The organism is Variovorax sp. 22077 (assembly GCF_052044195.1).
GTDB lineage: Bacteria > Pseudomonadota > Gammaproteobacteria > Burkholderiales > Burkholderiaceae_C > Variovorax > Variovorax atrisoli.
In genome coordinates this window covers 44,657-66,795 of record NZ_JBQEQC010000031.1, presented here as the reverse complement: position 1 = coordinate 66,795, position 22,139 = coordinate 44,657, and the positions used below count along the sequence as shown (strand labels likewise).

The window sequence follows — 22,139 nt, the reverse complement described above, 5'->3', positions numbered from 1 at the left end:
GCCCCTGCATGACCCGCTCGATGACTTCGGCTTGACCGGCGCGCAATCGGGTGTGACCGAACACGCCGCGCAGGGTGCGATTCAACTGGCTGGAGGATGACTGCCGCCCGGCGGTGTCCGCTGCCCTGGTCGTCCACCGAACCCTCGACCTCGGCTGCGGCATCCGGGAGGACGCCCACACGATCCGGAAGAATGTCGGCATTGGTCGGGGTTTCGAGTCCGCCTTCGGCCGCCGCTTCATTAACGCCCGATACGTCGCTGCCACTGTCGCTGGAGTTGCTCGGTCCGAGGCTCTCCGCATCGGTGCCCTTGGGTGTGATCGGCGCGCGCTCGCCGCCGAGGATGCTGCTGGTTGCCATGATCTGCGATGCCTCGATAGAAAGGATGCGCGCTGCCGGGCGTCGAGAAAGCAGGAGATTTGCGCGTTCCGGCCGCTTCCGAAATCGGTCGAGACACAAGCAGGTGCAAGCTCCAGTTGACCACCTGTGCGTCGCGCTCCAGCACCGCATGCGCAACTCCAGGGACACGACAACCACCGGTATCCACTTCGACCCAATCGACACGCAGGGGAATCATTTATTTCTAGTGAAGGTACAGATCAAGGCGCATGATGGGCCCATGGACATCCAACTCGGTTTCGAAATCGGCTATCAGTTTCCTCGCCCGACACCGATGATCCTGACCCTCAGCATCCACTATTCGCGGGCATCGGATCTTCTGCGCCCAGACCATCTGCTCACGAGCCCGTCCGTGCCAACCACGGCGTACCGCGATCTGTTCGGCAACTGGTGCACACGCCTGGTCGCGCCGGCGGGCCGCTTCGTGCTGAGTACGGATACCGTGGTTCATGACAGCGGCTTACCGGACGCCGTCGTACCCTCTGCGCCGCAAACGCCGGTGGAATACCTGCCCGAATCCGCCTTGGTCTATCTACTTGGTAGCCGCTACTGCGAAACCGACTTGCTGTCCGACTTTGCCTGGCAGCGTTTCGGGAGCGTGCCAAATGGATGGGCGCGCGTGCAGGCGGTTTGCGATTTCGTGCATCAGCACATCGAGTTCGGCTACCAGCACGCTCGGCATACACGCTCGGCCCTGGAAGCATTCAGGGAGGGTAAGGGTGTGTGCCGGGACTACGCGCACCTGGCCATCACCCTGTGCCGCTGCCTGAACATTCCGGCCCGCTATTGCACCGGATACCTCGGCGACGTCGGAACCTCGCCACCATACGGCCCGATGGACTTCGCCGGTTGGTTCGAGGCGTTCCTGGGCGACCGCTGGTACACCTTCGATGCGCGCAACAACGTACCCCGCGTCGGCCGCGTGCTCATTGCGCAGGGCCGCGATGCCAGCGACGTGGCGCTGTCATGCACCTTCGGGGCGAACCAGCTGGACGGCTTCAAGGTCTGGTGCGACGAGATTCATTGACCCCGACGGGCGCGGCGGACCTTCGCCGTCCCGCCGGTGCCTTCGTGTAAGGGCAGGATCGAGCTGCACCGGTTGTCCCGTCTGTCTGCGCTATCTGTCTATCTCGGGCCGGCCAGCCACCAGATCGACGCACCCCGGCGCATCAGGTCGTTCGCTTCCCGGTGAGCGCCCTCGCACGACATGTCGAGGCCGGCGACTTTCGCCGCGACCAGCCATACCGCCTCGTCTGCGGGAAGTGCCCCGCCGATGCGGGCCATTTCCACGATCTAGAGCATCACGTCCGACTGGTTCATGTCGCAGAAACCTTCCTGCTTGACCCGCCCCGGGCGACAGATGTTGCCGGCCGTGGTCGTCATCTGGAACGATCCGCCCAACCATTCGAGCCAAGACAACGAGACCGGATCATCAATCATTGCCTCATCGATTTCACCCGCGCGGCTTCGATGCAGCAGATCGGCCACGTGGGGCAGATCAGCGCGACGCGATTCCTGCCGATAGAGGAGAGAAGCTGCTTTCCTCCGGCGCATCGAGCGTGCGATCTTTCCGCTGATCATCGTCAGGCCCGAGAAGGTCTCCTGCGCGGAATCGCTCGGAGCAAGCAGATGGATCCTCCCGCAGCCCACAGCGTCCGACGTCCCCCAAGGACACAAGACCCGCCAGTCGATCGTGATCAATGACAGATGCCTTGTCAGCTGCCAGGATCCAATTCCGGCAACCGTGCTTGAAGCCTTCGAATTGGGCGCCAGTCCAAGCGCCGGGCATGATAAGCGTCAACCTGACGCGCTGCTTGCCATCCAGGGTAATTTCGGCGCTCGCATGCTTCCCGGCGCTGCCGATTGGCAGGCATAGGATGGTGCAGACCCAGCACCCTGCATCTCCATCGTGGACAAAGGCGCCGCGCTCCATGAATCACCTCCAAGGCTGCCCACGGGTACGGCATCAGGATTGATGGTTGGTGCGAGTGGCGAGCCTCAGACACTAGAGACCCGACATACCCTCAGCGTAGGACGACGCCTCCACTTCATCCTGCCAAAGCCGAATGCCCATCAAGCGAGGGCCACACGACTTGTTCGTGATCATTCTGCAGTGAACCCGCAAGGTCCGGGACGGTCGTTCGGATATCGACCGACTATTTCTTCGGCGGTGCCTACATGGGTGCTTCTTGTGCGTATCACCGAGCTCTTTGAATCAAACCGGTTCGCGCCCGGCTTTCGAGCTTCTCTCGCGAGTGCCCCCGACCCCGTTGAGAGCGGCCTTGGACAGGCTCCGCGCCCCTGTCCAGGATCGGGGAGGGTCACGCACACCCCGGGCCTGCGGCAACCACGTAACTAAACAGAGCTCTACGAGAGGTTGCCCGACAGCGAGGGCACCTACAACTCATGGCGATAGCCCGCCACGGCCCCGATGCGGTCAACCCGGAGCTCTGCCCTGCACAGCATATGGCGGAAGTCCGTGCGCCAGGCTCGAGAAGCGCGACACAGTCACGCCGCCCGACGGAAGCCGGACACCCCCGCAACGCGCGCATACCAAGAAACAAGTGGGATCCGCCTGTTCGCACCTTCACGACAGAAGGCAGCCAAATGGGCCTGCGAGCTTCTTCGCAGAGAAGCGCAGACTTAGCAAAAAAGAACAGCCTCCCATTAACATCACTCCGCCCATGTATCGCATGAATAGATAAGAAATGCTCTCGATGCCGCTCGTCTGCCGCCTTCGCCTCGCCTTCCTCGCACTCGTCCCGTTGGTGCTCGCCCCATACGGCGGAGGCGGCGTCGCCGGTGGTGGCTTCTCATTCGCCCCCTTTCTACCCGGCAGTGGCGGCGCCCGTGCAGCTCGACGCCACGCCCTCGCCGACAGCCTCAGACTCCGCGTCGAACCCAAACGCGGCGCGACCACAGGGGTCACGAGCTAGCCCTCCAGTGCCTCAGCAGCGAGGTCGGGGAACAGTCACCCCGCCTCTTGAGCTAACCAATTGACAGTGATGCCAACGCCGTGCGAGCTTTCGTTTTCTGCCGGGACTGGTGTTCGTCGGCCCGGCGGGGTACGGTTCCAGTCGAACCAGAAACTTGATGACATTTCATCGTGCAAGACGCTATCGAGCCCACATATGACAAGGAGCTGATTTTTCATGATGACGCAGACGCTGCATGACGGAGTTGATTCATTCAAGGTGTCGGTCCAGAAAGCAGCTACCGGTGCCCCCGTGGTTCTTTTCGCAGTGGGCACGGGCGGCCAGCCAGAACGCCACGCTACTCTCCTCAATGCCTTGGCCGAGTCCGGCTGCATGATCGTCGCGCCACATTTCGAGCGACTTGCTTCAACTAACCCAAGCGAAGACGAACTGATACTTCGCGCAAGACGTCTCTCTCTCGTACTCGACGCATTCATCGGGCCCTCGGCGAAGGCGATAGGTGTGGGGCATTCGATTGGCGCGGCCACCCTCGTCGCCATGGCGGGAGCTCAAATGTGGTTAGGACCGGCTCGACGCATCTGGATTGCACCGGACGGTCGCCTGACTCGCCTGGCTCTTTTGGCTCCCCCAACCGGATTCTTCCGCGCGCCCGCGGCACTTGATGCGGTGCGAATTCCAGTCCTGACGTGGGTAGGTTCGGCCGATAGCATCACTCCTCCAATCCAAACCGAATGGATGGCGAATGCCATGCGCGATTCGATTTCGGTAGACGTCCGGGTCACGGAAGGGGCAGGTCACTTTTCATTCATGGACACTCCCCCGCCACATGCAACAGAGCCACTGCCCAACAAGAATGCTTTTCTCCAAGAGTATTCGCGCGAGATTTGCAAGTTCGTGGTTGGCTGAAGCGTGGATGGCAAGAAGCGGCGTGCGTGCGCAGGTGATTCCCATGAACGACGTTGGCCGCATTGACTCAAGGCCGCCTGCGTTGCCAGTTGTGCAGAAGTAGTTCATCGATGCGGCTGTTCAGCTGATTGAGCAGTCTGGTCAATACCTTGTTCAGGTGCTCATGCGGAGCATCACCGAGCGCTCCATACATCCGGTCTCCTGGCCGACCCAGTGCAGCCGAAGCACTTCTTTTGTACAGTCGACGGCAATGAGAGGCTGTTCCATGATGGTCTCGGGTTCGCCGATGATGACGACGAGGTTGCACCCTGGCACTACCCGAGCCGGTCGGAAGCGGCGCCAGGAGGGAAGCATCACCTGCAGCATGAGCCGCGCGGGTGAGGTCTGGGACAACTCGGCCATGGAGAGCTTCTTCAGTTCACTGAAGACTGAGCGCACAGCCAGAAAGGTGTACCGGTCCAGAGAACAGGCCCGAGCCGACGTGTTCGACTACATCGAGCGGTTCTACAACCCGACGCGCCGTCATTCGACGCTCGGCTACGTCAGTCCGATAGAGTTCGAGAAAGCTCAAAAAGCTTAGGTCGGTGTCTATGAGACCGGCAGCAGCCCACTACCGAAGACCCCGGAATCATCCGGCGTTGAACCCGCGCTCAACTAGCTTGCGGCTCCAGTGATGAGCTCCGCTGCGCGCCTCCATCGCAATCAAGCATCCGGCATGCACGTCAGCGCACCAGAGCAGGAACTTCTCGCGCTTCAAGGCGCGATTGGTGACCACTTTGCCTGCGGCGTCCACCGCGTGGACCTGGATCAGATACTTGGTCAGGTCGACGCCAACTCGGGTGATCGTGTGCATGAGCCTTCTCCTTCCGTTTGGGGGTGAAAGTGACTTTCCACAAAGCCAACCTTGGCACAGCCGTGCCGTCACCTGGAAGCGGAAAGTCCCTTCGTATTCACATTGGTGTGGAGCTGCATCAGGTCCGGCGCACACGGTGGTAGGGACTGCGGCGAACGTCAGCAGCGTCGGTTTCACGCATCGTCGCCCAGACGCCCCGACGTGATCAAGCGTGAAGACTATGCCGGCCGGGCCCCGTGCTGAAGTGCTGCAGCTTTCTCAGGCCTTGTCCGATTTGCCCGCCGCAAGTGGGAACTTGCTGACGGGGCAGTCGCCATCCACGGGCTGGTTTCTCGGTCTTCCGCCGCTTCCTTACGTTGGGTGCGTCGCGCACGACAACGGAGCCGATATGGCGGACCGCCTCCGGCGGAAACAATCCGAACGGCCCCTGCAGGAGTGGGCTTCGCTTCCATGAATTGTCCTCATCCACCACAGCGACGACAGGATTTGACCGTCCGTGTAGTTAGGCCTACGCCAATGCCTGAACTTCCAGACCACAGTAGCACCACAAAAGATAGGTCAAAGTAATGCTAGGTAAATCGCGACTAAGGGCGGAAGATGAATTGTCGCTGCCTTTCAGCATGCCCCTGAAGGAGGCAGCAATGTTCCGCCTACTCCGCCTCTGGCGATCTCCCGCCCGCGAAGACGCCGATACTTTCCGTCAGCTCGCACGCCAAGGTCCTGACGATCTCGAATGGTCGATCAGACGGCAATCGGGGGTTGGGCGGCCGCCCTGCTGGTCGAGGTTACGCATCGGCAGGAGCAGCGAGGCGATCAACATCCTCGGAGGCGCCATCCGCGCCGACCATGCCGCAGCACGGGCCTGGGTTCGCGTGGACCTCATCGATGCGTCCATTAGGCGAATGTTTTGTTCCAAGCCCTGGACTCGCCGCAGAGATTGCTGGGCGACCTTGAAGCGCATGGACCCGAGATGTTCGTGATCCTCATGCTTGAAAGCACGGACGCAGGAGCGACAGGATGAGGATTGCACAGGTAGCCCCGCTGTTCGAGGCCGTTCCGCCCAAGCTGTACGGCGGCACTGAGCGCGTCGTAGCGCACCTCACCGACGCCTTGGTTGACCAAGGGCACGAGGTCACGCTGTTCGCCGCGGGCGAGACACAGACCAAGGCCCGCCTGGTCGCGACACGCGCCCAGCCACTGCGGCTCGATAGCAGGCGCCTGAACTCCGACCTGGCGAGCCACCTCGCCATGATCCATGAGGTGCGACGGCGGGCCGAGGCTTTCGACGTCATCCACTTCCACGTCGACCTGATCCACTTTCCCTTCTTCGAGGGCATGCCGGAACGCACTCTCACGACGCTGCATGGCCGGCTCGACATCGATGACCTGCGCGACGTCTATGCGCGCTGGCCTTCGTACCCGCTGGTGTCCATTTCCCGCAGCCAGCGTGCCCCACTGCCGGAGGCCAACTGGTACGCCACGGTGCAGCACGGTATGCTGCCCGACCAATACCGGTTCAGCCCGCAGGCACAGGACGGCTACCTCGCCTTCCTCGGGCGGATCTCGCCGGAGAAGCGGCCCGATCGGGCGATCGAGATCGCGAAGGCCGCCGGCGTGCCGCTGAAGATCGCGGCCAAGGTGGACGCTGCCGACCGCGTCTACTTCGACACCTGCATCCGGCCAATGCTGGATCATCCGCTGATCGAGTTCGTGGGCGAGATCGGCGACGCTCAGAAGAGTGCCTTTCTGGGTGGCGCGCGAGCCCTGCTGTTTCCGATCGACTGGCCCGAGCCCTTCGGCCTCGTCATGATCGAGGCGATGGCATGCGGCACACCGGTCATCGCCTGGCGCTGCGGTTCCGTTCCGGAGGTCGTGCAGCACGGCATCTCCGGCCTCATCGTCGACGACATCGCCGGGGCCGTGAAGGCGGTGCATGGCATCACCGGCCTGTCGCGTGCGCGCGTACGCCGGGCGTTCGACGAGCGCTTCACGGCGCAAGCGATGGCCAAGCGCTATGCCCGGCTCTACTGGCAACTGGTGCATGCCCGCCGTCTGCGCGAGAGCGAAGTGGCATGACCTCGCCTCATTCCGAGGGTGCGCAACCCGCTCGATCCACCACGGCAGACACCTCGGTGCCGCGCACGCCCGATCACCTGTTCGTTCTCAAGGACGGCGACAGCTTTGCGGTGGCCGACACCTATGGCGACATCGCGGGCTCGGGCGATGGCTTCTTCCAGGACGATACGCGGCTGCTGTCGTGCTTTCACCTCCTGCTGGAGGGCGAACGACCGACCCTGCTGTCCAGCGACGTGAGCCGTGACAACGTCTTCTTTACCGCGCACCTCACCAATCGGCCACTGCCTCCTCTGGGAGGCGACTCATTGCCTCAAGGCGTGGTGCACATCGAGCGGCGACGCCTGCTGTGGGGCGGTCTGCTGCGCGAGCGCATCACTCTGAGCAACTACAGCACGACGGCCACGCGACTGCAGCTCGAGCTGGTCTATGGCGCCGATTTCAGCGACACCTTCGAGGTACGCGGAGAGCGCCGTCCGCAGCGGGGGGAGTTTCTTGCGCCTCGGGTGCAGGCCGCGAGCATCGAACTCAGCTACCGGGGGCTGGACGGCGTCACGCGGTGCACTCGGCTGGCTTTCTCGATCGAGCCCACCGCCATCGACGAGCGACGCTGCCACTTCGATCTCATCCTGGGCGGCCGGGAGGATATCGCGCTGTACGTGGACATCGGCCCTGCTGCGTCGGCCCCAGCGCGTGCGCAGTTCCGGGCTGCGGGTGCGGCAGCCAGGCGCAGCATGCGCACCCGCCAGCGCAGCGGCGCGCGGATACGGACTTCGTCGCGGCAGTTCCAGGCCTGGTTGGACCGCTCGGGCGCCGACCTCGCGCTGCTGACCACGGCATTGCCGACGGGTCCGTACCCCTACGCGGGCATACCCTGGTTCTCCACCCCCTTCGGTCGTGACGCGATCATTACCGCGCTGCAGACGCTGTGGCTCAAGCCATCGCTGGCGCGTGGCGTGCTGGCGTACCTCGCCAGCCACCAGGCACATGAGACCTCGACATTCCACGATGCAGAGCCCGGCAAGATCATGCACGAGCTGCGCAAAGGGGAAATGACCGCCATGGGCGAGCTGCCCTTCGGTCGCTACTACGGCGGCGTGGACACGACGCCCCTGTTCGTCATGCTGGCCGCGGCCTATGCACGGCGCAGCGCCGACCGTTCGTTCATCGCGGGGCTGTGGCCCGCGTTGGTGGCGGCGACGGACTGGATTCAGCGCAACGCCTACCGTCACGACGGCTTCCTGTCCTATGCGCGTGCCCAGGCGTCCGGCTTGGCCAACCAAGGCTGGAAGGACAGCCACGACGCGATCTTCCACGAAGACGGGCGCACACCAGAGGGCCCTATCGCCCTGGTCGAAGTCCAAGGCTATGCGGTCGCTGCGCTTCGAGGCATGGCGCTGCTGGCGAAGTGGCTCGGCAACGATGCAGAAGCCGCACCCTACGCGGAAGCCGCCGAAGCCTGGGCCGAACGGGTGGAATCGCGCTTCTGGCAGGAGGACATGCAGTTCTACGCACTCGCGCTGGATGGAGCCGGTGCGCCCTGCCGCGTCTATGCCTCCAACGCCGGCCACCTGCTGTACACCGGGCTGCCCAGCGAGGCGCGCGGGCGCGCCGTGGCACGCCGACTGCTGGCGTCCGGGCTCGAATCGGGCTGGGGGTTGCGCACGCTGTCATCCAAGGCCATCCGCTACAACCCCATGTCGTACCACAACGGTTCGGTTTGGCCGCATGACGTGGCCCTGTGTGCTGCCGGCATGGCTCGCTACGGCGAGCGAGACAGCACCGCGCGGCTAACGGGTGAGATGTTCGAATGCGCCAGCCAGGTTGGCATGCGCCTGCCCGAGTTGTTCTGTGGGTTTGAAAAGGCGCATGGCGAGGCGCCCGTGTCCTATCCGGTGGCTTGCCTGCCGCAGGCCTGGGCCGCCGGCTCGGTGTTCATGCTCCTGCAAGGTTGCCTGGGCATCGACATCGATGCCATGCACGGCCGCATCGTGGTGGCTCAACCGGTGCTTCCCAGCGAGATCGATGAGCTCGTGCTGCGTGATTTGCGGTTGCCCCAGGGAACGGCGGACTTGCGCCTGCATCGCAGGGGCGGCGCGATGCAGGCGCTGGCCTCACGACGATCAGGGGCAGACAGCCTGCAGATCGATCTTCGCCTGTGACGCACGCTGGCTGCCACGGCGCGAGCCAATTGCAGCGGCATGCAAGAAAGAAGTCATGTGCGCCCACAGGAACCTGCTTTCGCAAGCTGCAGGAGGACCTCAGCGGCTTTTCAGGTGTGACACGGCGAGTTCCAGGCCCAGATCGAAGGCGTCTTGCAGCCCATGGGCCCGATGGGTTGTCGGACAACCCGTCAAGCGATCGGCACGCCCCTGGTTGTCGTGAAGGCGCACGTGGAACAACCACTCGTCCGTGTCGATGCTGTAACCGGCGACGACTTCAATGCGGACACCCTGGTATGTGCCCTGAATGACATGGCGCGGTCCGGTTTCAACCTGTACGAGATTTTCTATTTCTTCCATCGCCGATCCGTTTGCGAAAGCTTGACTTCATACATGATGGACCTGCAAGGACACCAACGCAACGGCACTGGCACCGTGACTACAGCCTATGGACAGAGTGCAGGGACTTTCGCGCCTTGCCCGACTGCAGAGTCCACCGCAGCGGGACGGATCGCACCACATCCCACATCGACGCAGCCCGAATTCTCTGACGCCATCAGAGTTGAGAGCGCAAAATGATTCGCACACAAGTACGAAAGATCGAAATCATCCACTGCTGGTTGATAAAGATCCTATGAAGGGCATGTGGCAAGGCGAGACAAGCCCCATCGCTGACTCCGCGCAAGCAAGCCTCCCGGTCAGGACGGCCGCGTTCTCGGCAACCTCGGAACGGACCCCCGCTTTGAATCGAGACATACAAGCCGATGCGCGTCGCGAGGCGTCGTTGAAGAACACGCTGGATGCCGATACCTGGGGGCCTGCGTGAAGCAGATGAGCTGCTCGGATCGCGGCAATCGCGTGTTCTTCGAGAACCTTCGCTGCGAAGTCTGCAGCTCGTCCCTCGGCTACGCAACGGATGCGCAGCGCATGCTTGCCTTCGAGGTCTCGCACGAGGGTTCACGGCGCCGCCTGGGCTCAGAAGGCTCCGCATGCAGGCCGTGCGCCAATCGCGAGGCGAATGGGTGCAACTGGATGGTGCCCTCTCTCACCGACCATGGCCTTTGTCTGTCGTGCCGAACGACCCACACGATCCCTGCGCTGGCCAAGTCGGAAAACCACGGCTACTGGGCAGCGCTCGAACAGGCCAAGCGCCGTCTCTTCTACACGCGCATCGAACTTGGACTGCCGACACCCAACTAGCGCGAAGACCCTGTCAATGGCTTGTTGTTCGAGTTTCTCGAGCAGATGAACTCGCAGCAGCGGGTACTCATCGGGCATGACGAAGGCATCATCACGCTCGACATTGCCGACGCGGACGATGCCTGCCGCGAGCACATCCGCCTTTCGATGCACGAGCCCAGCCGTACGCTGCTGGGTCACATTCGCCACGAGATTGGCCACTACTACTGGGATCGGCTGGTGCGCGACACGCCGTGGGTTACGGAGTACCGATCGTTCTTCGGAGACGAACGCGCGGACTACGACTCGGCACTGAACACCCACTATGCATGGCCAGACCGCGACTGGCCTCAACACTTCATCGGCGCCTATGCGAGCTCGCATCCGTGGGAAGACTCGGCCGAAACCTGGGGCCATTACTTGCACCTGGTGGATGGCTTGGAAACAGCCGCCTCCCGGGGTGCTCACCTGGAATTGCCCTCACCGTCCGGTCCAGCCTTGAAGGTGCGCCCGCTCGACCTGGATGCCGAATCGATCCATGAGCTCATCATCCTGCAATGGTTGCCCGTCTCACGGTTCATCAACGCGATGGACCGCAGCCTCGGCGCGCACGCCAGCTATCCGTTCGTCGATGTTCCGCCGGTGATCGAGAAGCTCGACTTCATCCACCGCGTGGCACGCGCCGGAAGCGCGGGTCGCATGCCAATGAATTTCCTACCGCGCTGCTGAGCGTCGCCTGTCCTCTGTGACACCAGATCGCGGAGGGGAAAGCCCTCGGCCTGCGTCCTTGTGCAAGCTGCATTCAAAGTCAGGCGATGCCCTCGCCCACGGGGCTATCCAACCGCTGCGCCCTCTTGCCCCGTACGGGCTTTGAACGCCGTGCAGACTTCCTCCAGTGCAGCTCGAACCAACTTGAACGCGAGTTCCAGATCCCCTTTCTCCTCCGCAGAAAGGCTTGGGCCAGCATCCAAGGCGCGCGCCAGCCGCTCAGAGGCAACCTCCCACTTCAGCTTGGCGAAGAGCATCTTCGTTCCGGACGAAGACCTTCCGTCGCCACTATTCGACAGGTTATCGCTGGCTCGCATGCGCGCATCCACTGCAGGCAACTTCTCGCCACCCGACTCGTATTCGGCGCTCCAGGCTTTCAGGCGACGTTCGAATTCCTTCTCCGCCGTTGCTTGATCCTTGAGACTGCGCGATAGCACCATGCGGCACGCGAATATTCCGTTCCTGAAGAAAAAGGCGTGGTAGCGCAATCCTCCTTTCGTAGACACGGCATCTACCGATGTCGTCCACTGCGCCCGATCCAGCGCACGCCCGTCGCTGCAGCCGGTGAATAACACGTCTTCCAAAGGCTTGGGAGTTGCATCCATGCATCCACCTTAGCCCTGGGTTGCATGAGCCTCCGTGCGCCAGCGCACATAGTCACAAATCAACACCAGCACACCCGGTTCACAACAGTCGTGCCGAGCTTGCGACCTACTGGCCCATTGCCGGAAGAAGCGAAGCCCTGAGTCGGAGCGCCGGCAGTTTTCGCGCCAAAGAGACCTCGGAGAAGGCAATGGCCTGACACCCCGATCCTCCGTGCCGCGGTCCGCCGGGCCCTTGCCTCACGACGATGAAACGTCAGCCGCGAGAGCCGGCCGTGGCTTATCCTAAGGTGCGGTCTTTGCATGTGCGACGCGAGTACACCGAGCCCGGACCCTTGCAAGCCACAAATCCGCTAAGAGCAGTTGCCGGCGCTTGCGCCTGCATGCGTTGCGACTTCCATCTCACCCAAGCGACGCTGCACGGCGCGCGCGATCGGCTGCCCAGAAGGCGCTACAGCATGGTTATCGATGTCCATGCGCAGTGTTTCATCGAGAGTCGGCGTCTCATTGTTGGTGAGCCGTGCCTCGATCACGCACACAACAGCATCACGAAGGATCCTCGGCATACTGCGTCCGCTCAGGTAGGTGCGAAGAAGGGACTCAGCCGCGAATTGGGAAGAAGTCATGGGACCTCTATTCGGAAGCAAGTGGAATGCTGACACTACCGCCGAAAGCAAGATTGAACCGTGCGATAGCACACAGACCGAGCACCTGGGTCAAGCGATGATCTCGTTGACGGTCATCCAGCGCTGGTAGAGGTAGCTTAGGTGCCCGCCCTTCAAGGGGCGGAACCTCGATGCTGGCGGGCCGTCGCCGTCCAAGGCGCCTGCGAAAGTTCGTTCTCGAATCGAAAGCATGGCTTGGGAGCCTGACTGGACGCAGCGCGCAACTTCTTACCTCCGGTCCCGGCAAACGCCCAGAGTCAGAGAGCGACGTCGCAGCCGAATGGACCGGCAGCCAACATCGCAGCTTCACCAGGAATTCTTCCATATCCAACCACCAAGAAAAGAAGCCAGCCTCAACACCCGCAGCAGCAAAAACAGCAGGGCCAACCGTCCACAGGTCGAGCCTCATGAAGCCGACCCCATGCAACACCGCAAATCCTGACTTTCCAACGTTTTTGCTGCCCGCCGCTATCGGGCATTTCTCATGCCCGTGCCGAACACGGGCTTGTCGACGTGTCCCGTCTGCGCGGCGCAGCTGCCGTTGGACCTCACCGCATACCCGTTACGGCGAGGCGTTTTTCTCATCTCGCAAAAAGATGCAGGCGACGTTGCTGCTCGGGCCGAGCCGTTGCCCGTTCTCCCTTCGAACCTGCTCTTGAGGAACGCAGCGCTCATTGTGTGCGGCAACGCACAGACCGATCTTCTCGAGTTTTTTAACATGCCATCGTACTCAAGGGAGAAACGCCAATGACAGGTCAAGTCATCCACAGCGCGACCATCACGCTGAGGTTGCCGCTTTACACGAGCGTTGCAGAGGAAGAGTCCGCGTTGCAGGCTGCAGGCATTCCAATCGACGCGATCGGCAACGCAGCGTCCGGCTTTCTGTTCGTTCGGCACACAAGCGATCGGAGTAATCCGGCCAAGATCTTTCGCTGGTTTGCCGCCGAGGTCGGGCGTGCCCCCGCATAGGGTAAACGCAGTGAGCTTATGTTCGCTGGCGCACTGTCCCGAGCCGGGAACGTGTCTGGTCTGAGGGGACCCTTCAAGGGATTCTTCAGGAGGCATCTGCCACCGACCTTGACGCTACTCGGCGTATCGAGGTTGGCCGCATGCGATGGACCTGCCGCCGTTGTCGCCGTACCGGCTGCATCTGTCGCTGTACCTGCACCCGCAGCGCCTCCAGATGTAGCGGGCGTTCAAGGCATCGATGGAATGAAAGGCGAGACTGGCAAGCCCAGCGAGAGCACTGCTGTGACCGTCACACCTTCTTCGAAGCCCCCGGCGAAGTAAAGCGCAGCGGACTTTGCGGATGTCTGACGATTCCCTTCTGCTCGGCAGGCAAGCAATCTGGGCGAACATAAAGAAATTCTTTGCATTGAGGAAAGCGACTCGACTTCCACCGCCGAAGCAATACCGATGAAAAAAGGGGAGCTGCAATGGAGAGAGAAAGCGATAGCTTGGCAGCAAGCGAGGAAAGTCTGACGCGAAACTACTCGGGGCGTGGACAATTCGAGGCGCCGCCTCCGCAAAATGCAACTGAGTTTCAGTGGCCGCACTTTCTGGCTGGGCAACACGCCAAACCGGTACGAGTGGTGCTGGTGGCTTCGGATCCCTCGATCCGAAATGTGATCGCGCAGGAATTGCTTGACGATCGTCGCATCCAGCTCGAAAAGGCGAACACGTTGCGCGGGGGGCGATGCCTGTTGATACGACATGAACTTGACGTGTTGATAGTGGACGTTTGCCTCGTGGACGGCAGCGGCTTCGAGCTGATTACAGAGGCCAAGAAGCATCGCAGTACGCCTGAAGTCATTGCCATTTCAGCGCACCTTGACGAGGCTCAGGCCCTGCATGCGTTTGAGCTCGGAGCCTCCGGCTACCTGGTTCAATCCGCGTGGCTACAGAGCTACGCGCAGGCCGTCTTGCACGTGGTCAACGGCGGAGCTGCCGTCACTCCGACCCTGGCTCGCAGGTTGCTCGTTCACCTGAACCACTCGCGCGCCAATGGCAATCCTGTCCGGTCGCCGACTGGCCGCGCAACATTGACTGCACGAGAACTGGAGGTGTTGCAGCTTGTGGCCCTCGGGAACGGCGGCGACGCCATCGCGAAACAACTCGGGATCAGCCCCCAAACTGTCAACGTCCATATAAAGAGCATCTACCGCAAGCTGCAGGTCCACACGCGCGCGCAAGCAGTGAGTTGTGCGACGCACAGGGGCCTGCTGTAGAGCGGTTGCCAACTTGCGCAACGGCGGTCGATCGCCAGCCAGTCCTCGGGGCCGTGAAATCCTGGAGATTGTCGTTGCTGCTTTGGACAGCCTGGGGCGCGCCCTATGGCAAGCGCTCCCGCCGTACAGGGTGTGCCGGGCACTGGTTGCATCTTCAGCATCTGACTGCCGCGCCACCCTCTTAGATGATCGGCCTCCCAGCCGTTGCCTGCTGCCAAGGGACTCCCATGGACATTCAATGCTGATGCGGCTCGAACGCGTGACTCAGCCCTGGTGGCTCACGCCGTCTGCAGACTTGGCGGCGGCAAAACGCTCGATTGCCAGCGGCATGATCGAGGCGACTCGTGAAACGCAATGCGGGCTGAGAGCATTCGCGACTAAAGCAGTGCTTGTTCGCGCAATCACCCGCGAAGGCGCGTTGGCCATCGCCAGCGAAAACCCTGCTTGCGAAAGAAAACGCCATTTCCGGCCCCCTGCTTTGAGCGAAACGGGTACCGAGTTCTCGACATGCCGATGTGTGCGCTAGCGTACCAAAGAGGCCATTGCTGCCTATACTGGATGACGCTCTGCGCATGAACGCGGATCCCGATTCATTTCCAGAGCCGTCTGGAGCACGCGATGTCAGCTGCGATCGACCCGAGAAAAAACAGACTTCTGGCTTCTTTGCCCGAGGCCGAATGGCAGCGATGGCGGCCGAAACTCGAGGCGGTGGAAATGCCGTTGGGTCACGTGCTGTACGAATCGGGCATCGCGCTGAGCCACGTCTACTTTCCCACCAGCGCCATCGTCTCGTTGCTGTACGTGATGGAGAACGGCGCATCGGCCGAAATCGCCGTGGTAGGCAACGAAGGCATCGTCGGCATCTCGCTGTTCATGGGTGGCGAATCCACGCCCAGCCGCGCCGTCGTGCAAAGCGCAGGGCAGGGCTTCCGGCTGAGGGCGCAGGCCATCAAGGAAGAATTCACGCGTCCTCCCATCCTCCACCTGTTGCTGCGCTACACCCAGGCGCTGATCACGCAGATGGCACAGACGGCGGTGTGCAACCGACACCATTCTTTGGATCAACAGCTTTGCCGTTGGCTGCTGCTGAGCCTGGACAGGCTGGAGGGAAACGAGCTCGTGATGACACAGGAGCTGATCGCCAACATGCTCGGTGTACGCCGCGAAGGCGTGACCGAAGGGGCGCTCAAGCTGCAGGCGGCCGGACTGATCCGCTACGCCCGCGGGCGCATTTCGGTGCTGGATCGCCGGGGCCTAGAGCAACGCGCCTGCGAGTGTTACGCAGTGGTCAAGAAGGAATACGACCGGCTCCTGCCTGACGGCGTCGCGCCGTAGGTGCTGGGGCGGTGACGTCAGGCGTTCGCGGACACCGGTGCGCTGTGTGCGCCATCGAACGGTGAATTCCCTGCCCTTGTTGCAGACTCGTCCGGACCACGAGCACAAGGAGGGCGAGATTGACTGTCATCGAGAACCATCTGATCCGAATGCTTCCCGCAAGGGAGCGGCAGCGCATCCTGGCCATCTGCGAGCCTGTGCCCTTGATCTTGGCCGACGTGCTCTGCACGCCCGCAAAGCGCACGCGCTATGCCTATTTCCCCACGGAAGGCTTTATTTCTCTGCTGACATCGACAAGCGGCAGCCCCGAACTCGAAGTCGGCATGGTCGGGCGCGAAGGCATGCTGGGCGTGCAGATGGTGCTGGGCGTGAGCGCGACGCCCCTGCGTGCGATCGTGCAAGGGTCGGGAACGGCGTGGCGCGTCGACGCAGGAGCCTTCCGGAAGGAACTCGAACGCAGCCCGATGCTGCGGCGCGTGCTGAACCGGTATCTCTACGTGCTGATGATCCAGTTGACAACGTCGGCCGGATGTCTTCGCTTCCATCAGATCGGCCCGCGTCTGGCCCGGTGGCTGCTGATGAGCCAGGATCGCGCCCACGCCGACAGCTTTCGCATGACACATGAATTCCTTGCCTACTTGCTCGGCGTGCGTCGCGTGGGCATCACCGTGGCTGCCAACGCATTGCAGCACAGCGGGCTGATTGCGTACCACAGGGGCGATCTCACGGTGCTCGATCGCAACGGCCTGGAAATGGCGGCGTGCGGCTGCTACGAGGCGGATCGGAAGGCTTACGCCGACACACTGGACTCACGATAGCAGCCGGCGTCTCCATAGCAGATATTGCGATCGCAACGAGAGCCGTCAAAGAAGAGGTGCATGCCGCACCCGGCACTCGAGTGTTCCATCCGGAAGCACGTCTTCAAGATGTGGCGAATGACGATCGGAGAGATCGGGCGGCCGACAAGAAAACGCACTGCGGCAGGTACGTCGCCGCACCGGCGCGGTCGATCGGCTCGGGAACTCAGGCTGATCAAGACTTCGAAGCCGGGCTGAAAGCGCCGGCTTCACCGGTTCCCCGCCACTGTTGGTCGCACGCGGGCCTGCTTACCAGGCCCGCGTGACGGCGCATTCGGGCGAACCTTGACGGCGACGGACTACAAGCGGCTTCCGGCAGAGCCTTAGATTCTTCATGCGCAACACCACTGAAGGAAATCGATGGTCGACGAAGCTGACTCCGCTGCTTTCAATGACTGGTTGGCGGCGGAAGCTGCCGCCTACATGGCCATCCATCAGCTTCACCAGCACACGCAGGGCGGGCGTAAGGGCGTTCCGAGCCACCGCATCGAGCAAATTGCCAAGCTGCGCAAGGAGGCGGACCTCCGGTTCGCCAGCCTAGCGGGCGCGCCGAGCACGGCGTCGCCGCAGCCCACCACGATCGCGCCGGTGCGGCACGGGCGCAGGTCCCGCCCGGCCTTCGAGCTTCTCTCGCGGGTGCCTGTCGACCGGCCGAGGATCACCCCGGACAGCGTCTGCACCCCTGAAGGCGCGTGACTTCACACCTCTTCGTCCCGCCATCCTGCCCGTTGCTCGGGGCCCGATGAAGATCGCCACATTCAACGTCAACGGTGTCAACAGTCGCCTTGAGCGCCTGCTCGAATGGCTCGCCGAATCGAAGCCCGACGTCGCATGCCTGCAGGAACTCAAGAGTCCCGATGGCAACCTGCCCATCGATGCAGTCCACGGCGCAGGCTACGGCATCGTCGCGTTCGGGCAGCGTGCCTGGAACGGAGTCGCCATCCTCGCGCGCGGAAAAACACCGATCGACACCGGACGTGGGCTGCCGGGCATGGAAGCCGACACGCAGAGCCGCTACATCGAGGCGGTGGTTGACGGCGTGCTGATCGGCTGCCTCTACCTTCCCAACGGCAATCCGCAGCCGGGGCCGAAGTTCGACTACAAGCTGAAGTGGTTCGAGGCCTTCAACAGGCATGCGAAGAAACTCTTCGCGAGCGGCATGCCCGTCGTGCTGGCCGGTGACTACAACGTCGTGCCGACCGATGCCGACATCTATAACCCGGCCTCATGGCAAGACGACGCACTGCTGCAACCCGAAAGCCGGGCGGCGTTCGCAAAGCTTCTCAAGCAAGGCTGGACCGATGCGATCCGCACGTGCCATCCTGAGCGCGTACCGTTCACCTTCTGGACGTACTGGCGCAACCGCTATCCACGCGACGCCGGACTTCGCATCGACCATTTGCTGCTGAACGCGGAACTTGCGCCGATGCTTCGCAGTGCCGGCGTGGACCGCGACGTGCGCGGGCGCACCGGCGCGAGCGACCATGCGCCGGTGTGGATCGAACTCGACATGCCCAATGCGTAGACAAACGCGCATGCATCGGCGAGGTTCTCGGCAGCACGCGGATTCCGCGGCGCGAGCGCTGGCCAGACAGGCGAACCCGCCGCTGGACTGAAGGTCCGTCGGCGTCGCAGCGAAAGGGGCGGCGATGAGCCTGCTTACCTCCTGTACCCGAGCCGCTTCATCGCTTCAGCCAGAGGCTGGCGCTTCTTCCAATAACCCTCCCAGGGATCCACCGTCTGGAAGGAAAGGTACTCGCGCGCGGTTCGGATGTTCCATTGCGAACCGCTCTTGAGCTGTCCCAGGTCGTCCCAGGCCACCGGCATCGACACGCCCAGTCCGGGCCTCGCCCGCGCGGAGAACGCCACCGCCGTCGTCGCACCATGGCCATTGCGCAGGTAGTCGACGAAGAGCTTGCCGACACGATTGCTCGGCCCGCTCTTGGCCACAAAGCGTGTCGGGATCGTTCGTGCCAAGTGCTGGACGATCGCCTGCGAGAAGCCCTTGACGGTCTCGTAGTCGTAGCGCGGCGCCAGCGGGACGACCACATGCAGTCCCTTGCCGCCGCTGGTCTTGAGCCACGCCTGAAGGCCCAGGGCATCGAGCAGCGCGCGCACCAGCGTCGCAGCTTCTTGCACATGTTCCCAGCTCGTTCCTTCGCCGGGGTCCAGGTCGAACACCATCCTGTCGGGCCTGTCGACGTTCCTCGCAGTGGAATTCCACGTATGGAACTCGATGACGTTCATCTGCGCTGCGCCTGCCAGCGCCGGGGCGCTGCCGATCTCGAGCAGCGCCGCATGGCCGGGCCACAGGCCTTCGGGCAGTTCGGTGATGCCGGGAATGCCGATCTTCTCGCCATGCTTCTGGAAGAAGAGCTCCCCGCCAACCCCTGTGGGCCCGCGCACGAGAGAGCAGGGCCGCCCCTTCAGATGGGGCAGGATGAATTGCGCGATGGACTCGTAGTAGCGCACCAAGTCCAGCTTGGTGGCGCCAGTGGCCGCATCGATCACGCGCTCGCCATGGCTCACCTTGACGGAGGTGGCAGACGATCCACCGGCCTTCGTGCCAACCGGCGCGGCGGACGTCCCGAGCTGCCGGGGCCGCTCGCGCACGATGACCTTCGCCGGCTTGTCGTCGCGCAGTCCGATGAAGGACGCGTGCCGGATCTGATCGTCCGGCGTCCACTCGGCAAAGCTCACCTCCGCCAGCAGCCGCGGCTTCACCCAACGCTCGCTGCCAGCCTTGCGCCTGGACCAGCGGCCCGGCCTCGGGTCGCCCTTGTCGAACGGGGATGTGGCCGCGGCAAGCGGCAGCAGTCTCTGCTTGAGCTCGCTGGCCTCCTCGCTGCTCCAGCCGGTGCCTACACTCCCCACGGACACCAGCTTGCCGCGGTCATCGTGGATGCCCAGCAGGAGGCTTCCGACTTGGTCGGTGCGGTCCGTCCGGTCGGTGTAGCCGCAGATCACGAACTCCTGCCGCAGCTTGCACTTGAGCTTGAGCCAGGTTTCGCTGCGCCGGGAAACGTACAGCGCATCGGCGCGCTTGGCGATCACGCCCTCCATCTGCATCCGGCACGCGGAGCGCAGCAGCGATGCGGGATCGGCTTCGAAGTTGTCGCTGAAGCGCACGTGCTCGGTGGCTTTTTCCGCGAAGAAGTCGCGCAGCAGCTGGCGACGCTGCGACAGGGGCAGCGAGCGCAGGTCGTGCCCCTCGAAGAAGGGCACGTCGAAGACGAAGAACACGATGTGCTCAGCACCCTGTCCGCGGTCGAAGGCGTTTTGCAGCGCGTTGAAGTCTGGTGCGCCGCTGTCCCCGAGCACGACGATCTCTCCATCCAGGAAGCTCGCGTGAAGGCCCAGGCCGGCGAGCTCCTGCGCCAGCGTCGGCATGCGTGTCGACCAGTCGTGCCCACCGCGGGTGATGAGCGCGACCTTGCGCTTGTCGAACCGCGCCATCAACCGGTAGCCATCGAACTTGATCTCGAACAACCATTCGCCGCCTGCAGGGACGCCCGCGGCGAGGGTTGCCAGCTGCGGCTTGATCTCGGCGGGAAGCGCCGTCTTGCGCGCCGGCCTGGGTGGTCCTGACGCCTTCCCGGCGCGCTTCGCCGCAGGCGCATCCGTCTCGCGGCGGGTCGGCCGGAGGGGCTTGGCGATGACGCTGTCCGGCAGGGCCGTGATCACGTCGTACTCGGCATGGGCGCGCGCGAAGGCATCCTTCTTCTTGAACAGGATCCAGGGCTCCTGACGCTCGCCGCCCTTGGCGATCTTCACGAGCTCCCACAATCCTTCGAGTTTCTGGCCGTGCAGCCGGAACACCAGCTTCCCGGCGGCCAGGCCCGCGCGGGGGTCGCCCACAGGCTCCCACGTGCCGTTGTCCCAGACGATGACGGTTCCTGCGCCGTACTGTCTGGGCGGGATCGTGCCTTCAAATGAGGAATAGGAGATCGGATGGTCTTCCACATGGATGGCCATTCGCTTTTCCTTCGGGTCGAAGCTCGGCCCCTTGGGCACGGCCCAGGACACCATCACCCCGTCGAGTTCGAGCCGGAAGTCGTAGTGCAGCCGCGAAGCGGCATGCTTTTGCACCACGAAGGTCAGCGCGTGCGGGCTGGGCCGGCCACCATCGGCAGGCTCCGCGGTGACGGCGAAGTTCCGCCTGGCCTTGTACGTGGACAGCGCATCGTTCTTGGCCATCGGGCGTCCCTCTCGGGGCCGGCGTGCGTGTTCAGGCCGCCTTGCGGGTGGGGGCTGTCGCCTTCTTCGAAGCCGTCTTCGAAGCGGTCTTACGCGCGGTGCCGCCCGACTTGCCCGCCGCCCTGGCACCGCGCTTCCTCGCGGCGGGAGCGTCGGCCCTGGAAGCCTTGCCACCCTTGAGGCTGCGCTGGAGCAGCTCGGTCAGGTCGATCACGTTCGAGCTGTCCTCAGGTGCTTCTTCCTCGGGCTCGATCACGGTCTCGGTGTCCCCGGCCTTGACCTTCTTCTGAACGATCTTCATGACGGCGCTTTTGAACTCGTCCTTGAAGTCCTCCGGTTTCCATTTGCCGGACATGCTGTCGACCAGCTGCTCGGCCATCTTCATCTCCGCCGCACTCACGTTGGCGCCCTTCATGCCCGCGGCTGGCAGATCGAGGCCTTCCAGCGTCTTGACCTCGTCGCCCCATCGCAGCAGGTTCAGCACCATCGCCCTGCCGGAGGGCACCAGCACGGCCAGATGCTGCTTGGTGGCGATCACCACCTTGGCCAGGCCGACCTTACCGGTCTTCAGGAGCACCTCCCGCAACAGTGCATAGACCTTCTGGCCCTTGTTGATCGGCGCGACGTAATAGGGCCGCTCCAGATAGAGGAAGGGAAGCTCCTGCGCGTCGATGAAGCGCTGGATCTCGATCGTCTGGGTGGTGCGCGGGTAGACAGCTTCGATCTCCTCGGGCGAGATCACCACGTACTTGCCGTCTTCATACTCGAAGCCCTTGACGATGTTGTCCTTGTCGATCTCCCGACCGGTCCTCTTGTTGATCCGCTTGTAGCCGACCGGGTCCATGCTGCGCTTGTCCAGCCAGTCGAAATCGATGCCCTGCTCGATGCTCGCAGTGTGCAGACCCACCGGGATGTGGACGAGTCCGAAAGTGATGGCGCCTTTCCAGAGGGTTCTGCTGCCAGTGGCCATGTCGAGTTCC

Annotated in this window: 20 protein-coding genes and 3 pseudogenes; 14 read left to right on the top strand and 9 right to left on the bottom strand. The window is 63.0% G+C overall.

Going from position 1 to position 22,139, the window contains the following annotated elements; genetic code table 11:
* Window positions 1–192: 192 nt before the first annotated feature.
* On the top strand, window positions 193–1,425 hold the full coding sequence (locus ACTJLF_RS31230) for a transglutaminase-like domain-containing protein (protein ID WP_346428096.1): 1,233 nt from the start codon (window positions 193–195) through the stop codon (window positions 1,423–1,425).
* A gap of 98 nt (window positions 1,426–1,523) precedes the next feature.
* Here ACTJLF_RS31230 and ACTJLF_RS31225 read toward each other — a convergent pair whose 3' ends face one another.
* Window positions 1,524–1,682, bottom strand: a complete 159-nt coding sequence (locus ACTJLF_RS31225) for a hypothetical protein (RefSeq protein WP_164713566.1) — start codon at window positions 1,680–1,682, stop codon at window positions 1,524–1,526.
* A 9-nt stretch (window positions 1,683–1,691) separates the two neighbouring features.
* Complete coding sequence (locus tag ACTJLF_RS31220; protein ID WP_240650148.1) at window positions 1,692–2,099, bottom strand: hypothetical protein; 408 nt, start codon at window positions 2,097–2,099, stop codon at window positions 1,692–1,694.
* Window positions 2,100–3,550: 1,451 nt separating this feature from the next.
* Here ACTJLF_RS31220 and ACTJLF_RS31215 point away from each other — a divergent pair.
* The gene (locus ACTJLF_RS31215) at window positions 3,551–4,240 is read left to right on the top strand and encodes an alpha/beta hydrolase family protein (RefSeq protein ID WP_126185653.1); all 690 of its coding nucleotides are present in this window, start codon (window positions 3,551–3,553) and stop codon (window positions 4,238–4,240) included.
* A gap of 153 nt (window positions 4,241–4,393) precedes the next feature.
* Here the strand turns inward: ACTJLF_RS31215 and ACTJLF_RS31210 are convergent, their stop codons facing one another.
* Window positions 4,394–4,642, bottom strand: coding sequence for a hypothetical protein (locus ACTJLF_RS31210; RefSeq protein WP_416491392.1), 249 nt, complete (start codon window positions 4,640–4,642; stop codon window positions 4,394–4,396).
* Between ACTJLF_RS31210 and ACTJLF_RS31205 the strand changes: the two are divergent.
* Window positions 4,590–4,820, top strand: a pseudogene (locus ACTJLF_RS31205) (IS3 family transposase); the annotation flags it as partial. The gene ACTJLF_RS31210 and the pseudogene ACTJLF_RS31205 sit on opposite strands and share 53 nt — an antisense overlap.
* Window positions 4,821–4,874: 54 nt before the next feature.
* On the opposite strand, the pseudogene ACTJLF_RS31200 reads toward ACTJLF_RS31205, so the two are convergent.
* Window positions 4,875–5,093, bottom strand: a pseudogene (locus tag ACTJLF_RS31200) (IS110 family transposase); the annotation flags it as partial.
* A gap of 1,017 nt (window positions 5,094–6,110) precedes the next feature.
* On the opposite strand from ACTJLF_RS31200, the gene ACTJLF_RS31195 reads away from it, so the two are divergent.
* Entirely contained in the window at window positions 6,111–7,169 is a 1,059-nt protein-coding gene (locus tag ACTJLF_RS31195) for a glycosyltransferase family 4 protein (RefSeq protein WP_440884601.1), read from the top strand.
* Complete coding sequence (locus tag ACTJLF_RS31190) at window positions 7,166–9,328, top strand: amylo-alpha-1,6-glucosidase (RefSeq protein WP_440884600.1); 2,163 nt, start codon at window positions 7,166–7,168, stop codon at window positions 9,326–9,328. The genes ACTJLF_RS31195 and ACTJLF_RS31190 overlap by 4 nt, the downstream gene beginning before the upstream one ends.
* A gap of 99 nt (window positions 9,329–9,427) precedes the next feature.
* On the opposite strand, the gene ACTJLF_RS31185 is transcribed toward ACTJLF_RS31190, so the two are convergent.
* A complete protein-coding gene (locus tag ACTJLF_RS31185) occupies window positions 9,428–9,688 on the bottom strand; it encodes a hypothetical protein (protein ID WP_440884599.1) in 261 nt (86 codons plus the stop codon).
* A 471-nt stretch (window positions 9,689–10,159) separates the two neighbouring features.
* On the opposite strand from ACTJLF_RS31185, the gene ACTJLF_RS31180 reads away from it, so the two are divergent.
* Together ACTJLF_RS31180 and ACTJLF_RS31175 are read left to right on the top strand one after the other, a co-directional pair.
* Window positions 10,160–10,528, top strand: coding sequence for a zinc-ribbon domain-containing protein (locus ACTJLF_RS31180; RefSeq protein ID WP_440884598.1), 369 nt, complete (start codon window positions 10,160–10,162; stop codon window positions 10,526–10,528).
* Between the two features lie 15 nt (window positions 10,529–10,543).
* Window positions 10,544–11,236 (top strand): annotated as a pseudogene (locus tag ACTJLF_RS31175) (putative zinc-binding metallopeptidase); the annotation flags it as partial.
* Window positions 11,237–11,340: 104 nt separating this feature from the next.
* Here ACTJLF_RS31175 and ACTJLF_RS31170 read toward each other — a convergent pair.
* A complete protein-coding gene (locus ACTJLF_RS31170; RefSeq protein ID WP_132802402.1) occupies window positions 11,341–11,880 on the bottom strand; it encodes a hypothetical protein in 540 nt (179 codons plus the stop codon).
* Window positions 11,881–12,230: 350 nt separating this feature from the next.
* Window positions 12,231–12,503 (bottom strand): hypothetical protein, encoded by a 273-nt coding sequence (locus tag ACTJLF_RS31165; protein ID WP_126185658.1) that lies wholly within the window; start codon window positions 12,501–12,503, stop codon window positions 12,231–12,233.
* A gap of 786 nt (window positions 12,504–13,289) precedes the next feature.
* On the opposite strand from ACTJLF_RS31165, the gene ACTJLF_RS31160 reads away from it, so the two are divergent.
* The 7 genes from ACTJLF_RS31160 to ACTJLF_RS31130 all read left to right on the top strand — a co-directional run bounded on the left by ACTJLF_RS31160 (window position 13,290) and on the right by ACTJLF_RS31130 (window position 18,487).
* Window positions 13,290–13,511 carry a hypothetical protein gene (locus ACTJLF_RS31160; RefSeq protein WP_126185659.1) on the top strand — a complete coding sequence of 74 codons (222 nt, stop codon included), beginning with the start codon at window positions 13,290–13,292 and terminating at the stop codon, window positions 13,509–13,511.
* A 467-nt stretch (window positions 13,512–13,978) separates the two neighbouring features.
* Window positions 13,979–14,770 (top strand): LuxR C-terminal-related transcriptional regulator, encoded by a 792-nt coding sequence (locus ACTJLF_RS31155; RefSeq protein WP_440884597.1) that lies wholly within the window; start codon window positions 13,979–13,981, stop codon window positions 14,768–14,770.
* A 238-nt stretch (window positions 14,771–15,008) separates the two neighbouring features.
* Complete coding sequence (locus ACTJLF_RS31150; protein WP_440884596.1) at window positions 15,009–15,296, top strand: hypothetical protein; 288 nt, start codon at window positions 15,009–15,011, stop codon at window positions 15,294–15,296.
* Between the two features lie 92 nt (window positions 15,297–15,388).
* Window positions 15,389–16,105 (top strand): Crp/Fnr family transcriptional regulator, encoded by a 717-nt coding sequence (locus ACTJLF_RS31145; protein WP_132802396.1) that lies wholly within the window; start codon window positions 15,389–15,391, stop codon window positions 16,103–16,105.
* A 119-nt stretch (window positions 16,106–16,224) separates the two neighbouring features.
* Window positions 16,225–16,923 carry a Crp/Fnr family transcriptional regulator gene (locus ACTJLF_RS31140; RefSeq protein ID WP_132802393.1) on the top strand — a complete coding sequence of 233 codons (699 nt, stop codon included), beginning with the start codon at window positions 16,225–16,227 and terminating at the stop codon, window positions 16,921–16,923.
* Window positions 16,924–17,322: 399 nt separating this feature from the next.
* Complete coding sequence (locus ACTJLF_RS31135) at window positions 17,323–17,658, top strand: hypothetical protein (protein ID WP_126185662.1); 336 nt, start codon at window positions 17,323–17,325, stop codon at window positions 17,656–17,658.
* 46 nt (window positions 17,659–17,704) lie between these two features.
* Window positions 17,705–18,487: an exodeoxyribonuclease III gene (locus ACTJLF_RS31130; RefSeq protein ID WP_132802387.1), complete on the top strand. Its 783-nt coding sequence runs from the start codon at window positions 17,705–17,707 to the stop codon at window positions 18,485–18,487.
* Window positions 18,488–18,621: 134 nt separating this feature from the next.
* On the opposite strand, the gene ligD is transcribed toward ACTJLF_RS31130, so the two are convergent.
* Together ligD and ku are read right to left on the bottom strand one after the other, a co-directional pair.
* Window positions 18,622–21,159: a DNA ligase D gene (gene ligD / locus ACTJLF_RS31125; RefSeq protein ID WP_440884595.1), complete on the bottom strand. Its 2,538-nt coding sequence runs from the start codon at window positions 21,157–21,159 to the stop codon at window positions 18,622–18,624.
* Window positions 21,160–21,190: 31 nt separating this feature from the next.
* Window positions 21,191–22,129: a non-homologous end joining protein Ku gene (gene ku / locus ACTJLF_RS31120; protein WP_440884603.1), complete on the bottom strand. Its 939-nt coding sequence runs from the start codon at window positions 22,127–22,129 to the stop codon at window positions 21,191–21,193.
* Window positions 22,130–22,139 lie beyond the last annotated feature (10 nt).

Excerpts from the sequence above, each read along its gene's own strand:
- ACTJLF_RS31150 (WP_440884596.1), top strand. The coding sequence starts at position 15,009 with ATGCTGATGCGGCTCGAACGCGTGACTCAGCCCTGGTGGCTCACGCCG.
- ACTJLF_RS31195 (WP_440884601.1), top strand. The coding sequence starts at position 6,111 with ATGAGGATTGCACAGGTAGCCCCGCTGTTCGAGGCCGTTCCGCCCAAG.
- ACTJLF_RS31180 (WP_440884598.1), top strand. The coding sequence starts at position 10,160 with ATGAGCTGCTCGGATCGCGGCAATCGCGTGTTCTTCGAGAACCTTCGC.
- ligD (WP_440884595.1), bottom strand. The coding sequence starts at position 21,159 with ATGGCCAAGAACGATGCGCTGTCCACGTACAAGGCCAGGCGGAACTTC.
- ACTJLF_RS31210 (WP_416491392.1), bottom strand. The coding sequence starts at position 4,642 with ATGGCCGAGTTGTCCCAGACCTCACCCGCGCGGCTCATGCTGCAGGTG.
- ACTJLF_RS31145 (WP_132802396.1), top strand. The coding sequence starts at position 15,389 with ATGTCAGCTGCGATCGACCCGAGAAAAAACAGACTTCTGGCTTCTTTG.
- ku (WP_440884603.1), bottom strand. The coding sequence starts at position 22,129 with ATGGCCACTGGCAGCAGAACCCTCTGGAAAGGCGCCATCACTTTCGGA.
- ACTJLF_RS31170 (WP_132802402.1), bottom strand. The coding sequence starts at position 11,880 with ATGGATGCAACTCCCAAGCCTTTGGAAGACGTGTTATTCACCGGCTGC.
- ACTJLF_RS31215 (WP_126185653.1), top strand. The coding sequence starts at position 3,551 with ATGATGACGCAGACGCTGCATGACGGAGTTGATTCATTCAAGGTGTCG.
- ACTJLF_RS31225 (WP_164713566.1), bottom strand. The coding sequence starts at position 1,682 with ATGGCCCGCATCGGCGGGGCACTTCCCGCAGACGAGGCGGTATGGCTG.
- ACTJLF_RS31190 (WP_440884600.1), top strand. The coding sequence starts at position 7,166 with ATGACCTCGCCTCATTCCGAGGGTGCGCAACCCGCTCGATCCACCACG.
- ACTJLF_RS31185 (WP_440884599.1), bottom strand. The coding sequence starts at position 9,688 with ATGGAAGAAATAGAAAATCTCGTACAGGTTGAAACCGGACCGCGCCAT.
- ACTJLF_RS31135 (WP_126185662.1), top strand. The coding sequence starts at position 17,323 with ATGGTCGACGAAGCTGACTCCGCTGCTTTCAATGACTGGTTGGCGGCG.
- ACTJLF_RS31160 (WP_126185659.1), top strand. The coding sequence starts at position 13,290 with ATGACAGGTCAAGTCATCCACAGCGCGACCATCACGCTGAGGTTGCCG.
- ACTJLF_RS31165 (WP_126185658.1), bottom strand. The coding sequence starts at position 12,503 with ATGACTTCTTCCCAATTCGCGGCTGAGTCCCTTCTTCGCACCTACCTG.
- ACTJLF_RS31230 (WP_346428096.1), top strand. The coding sequence starts at position 193 with ATGTCGGCATTGGTCGGGGTTTCGAGTCCGCCTTCGGCCGCCGCTTCA.
- ACTJLF_RS31130 (WP_132802387.1), top strand. The coding sequence starts at position 17,705 with ATGAAGATCGCCACATTCAACGTCAACGGTGTCAACAGTCGCCTTGAG.
- ACTJLF_RS31155 (WP_440884597.1), top strand. The coding sequence starts at position 13,979 with ATGGAGAGAGAAAGCGATAGCTTGGCAGCAAGCGAGGAAAGTCTGACG.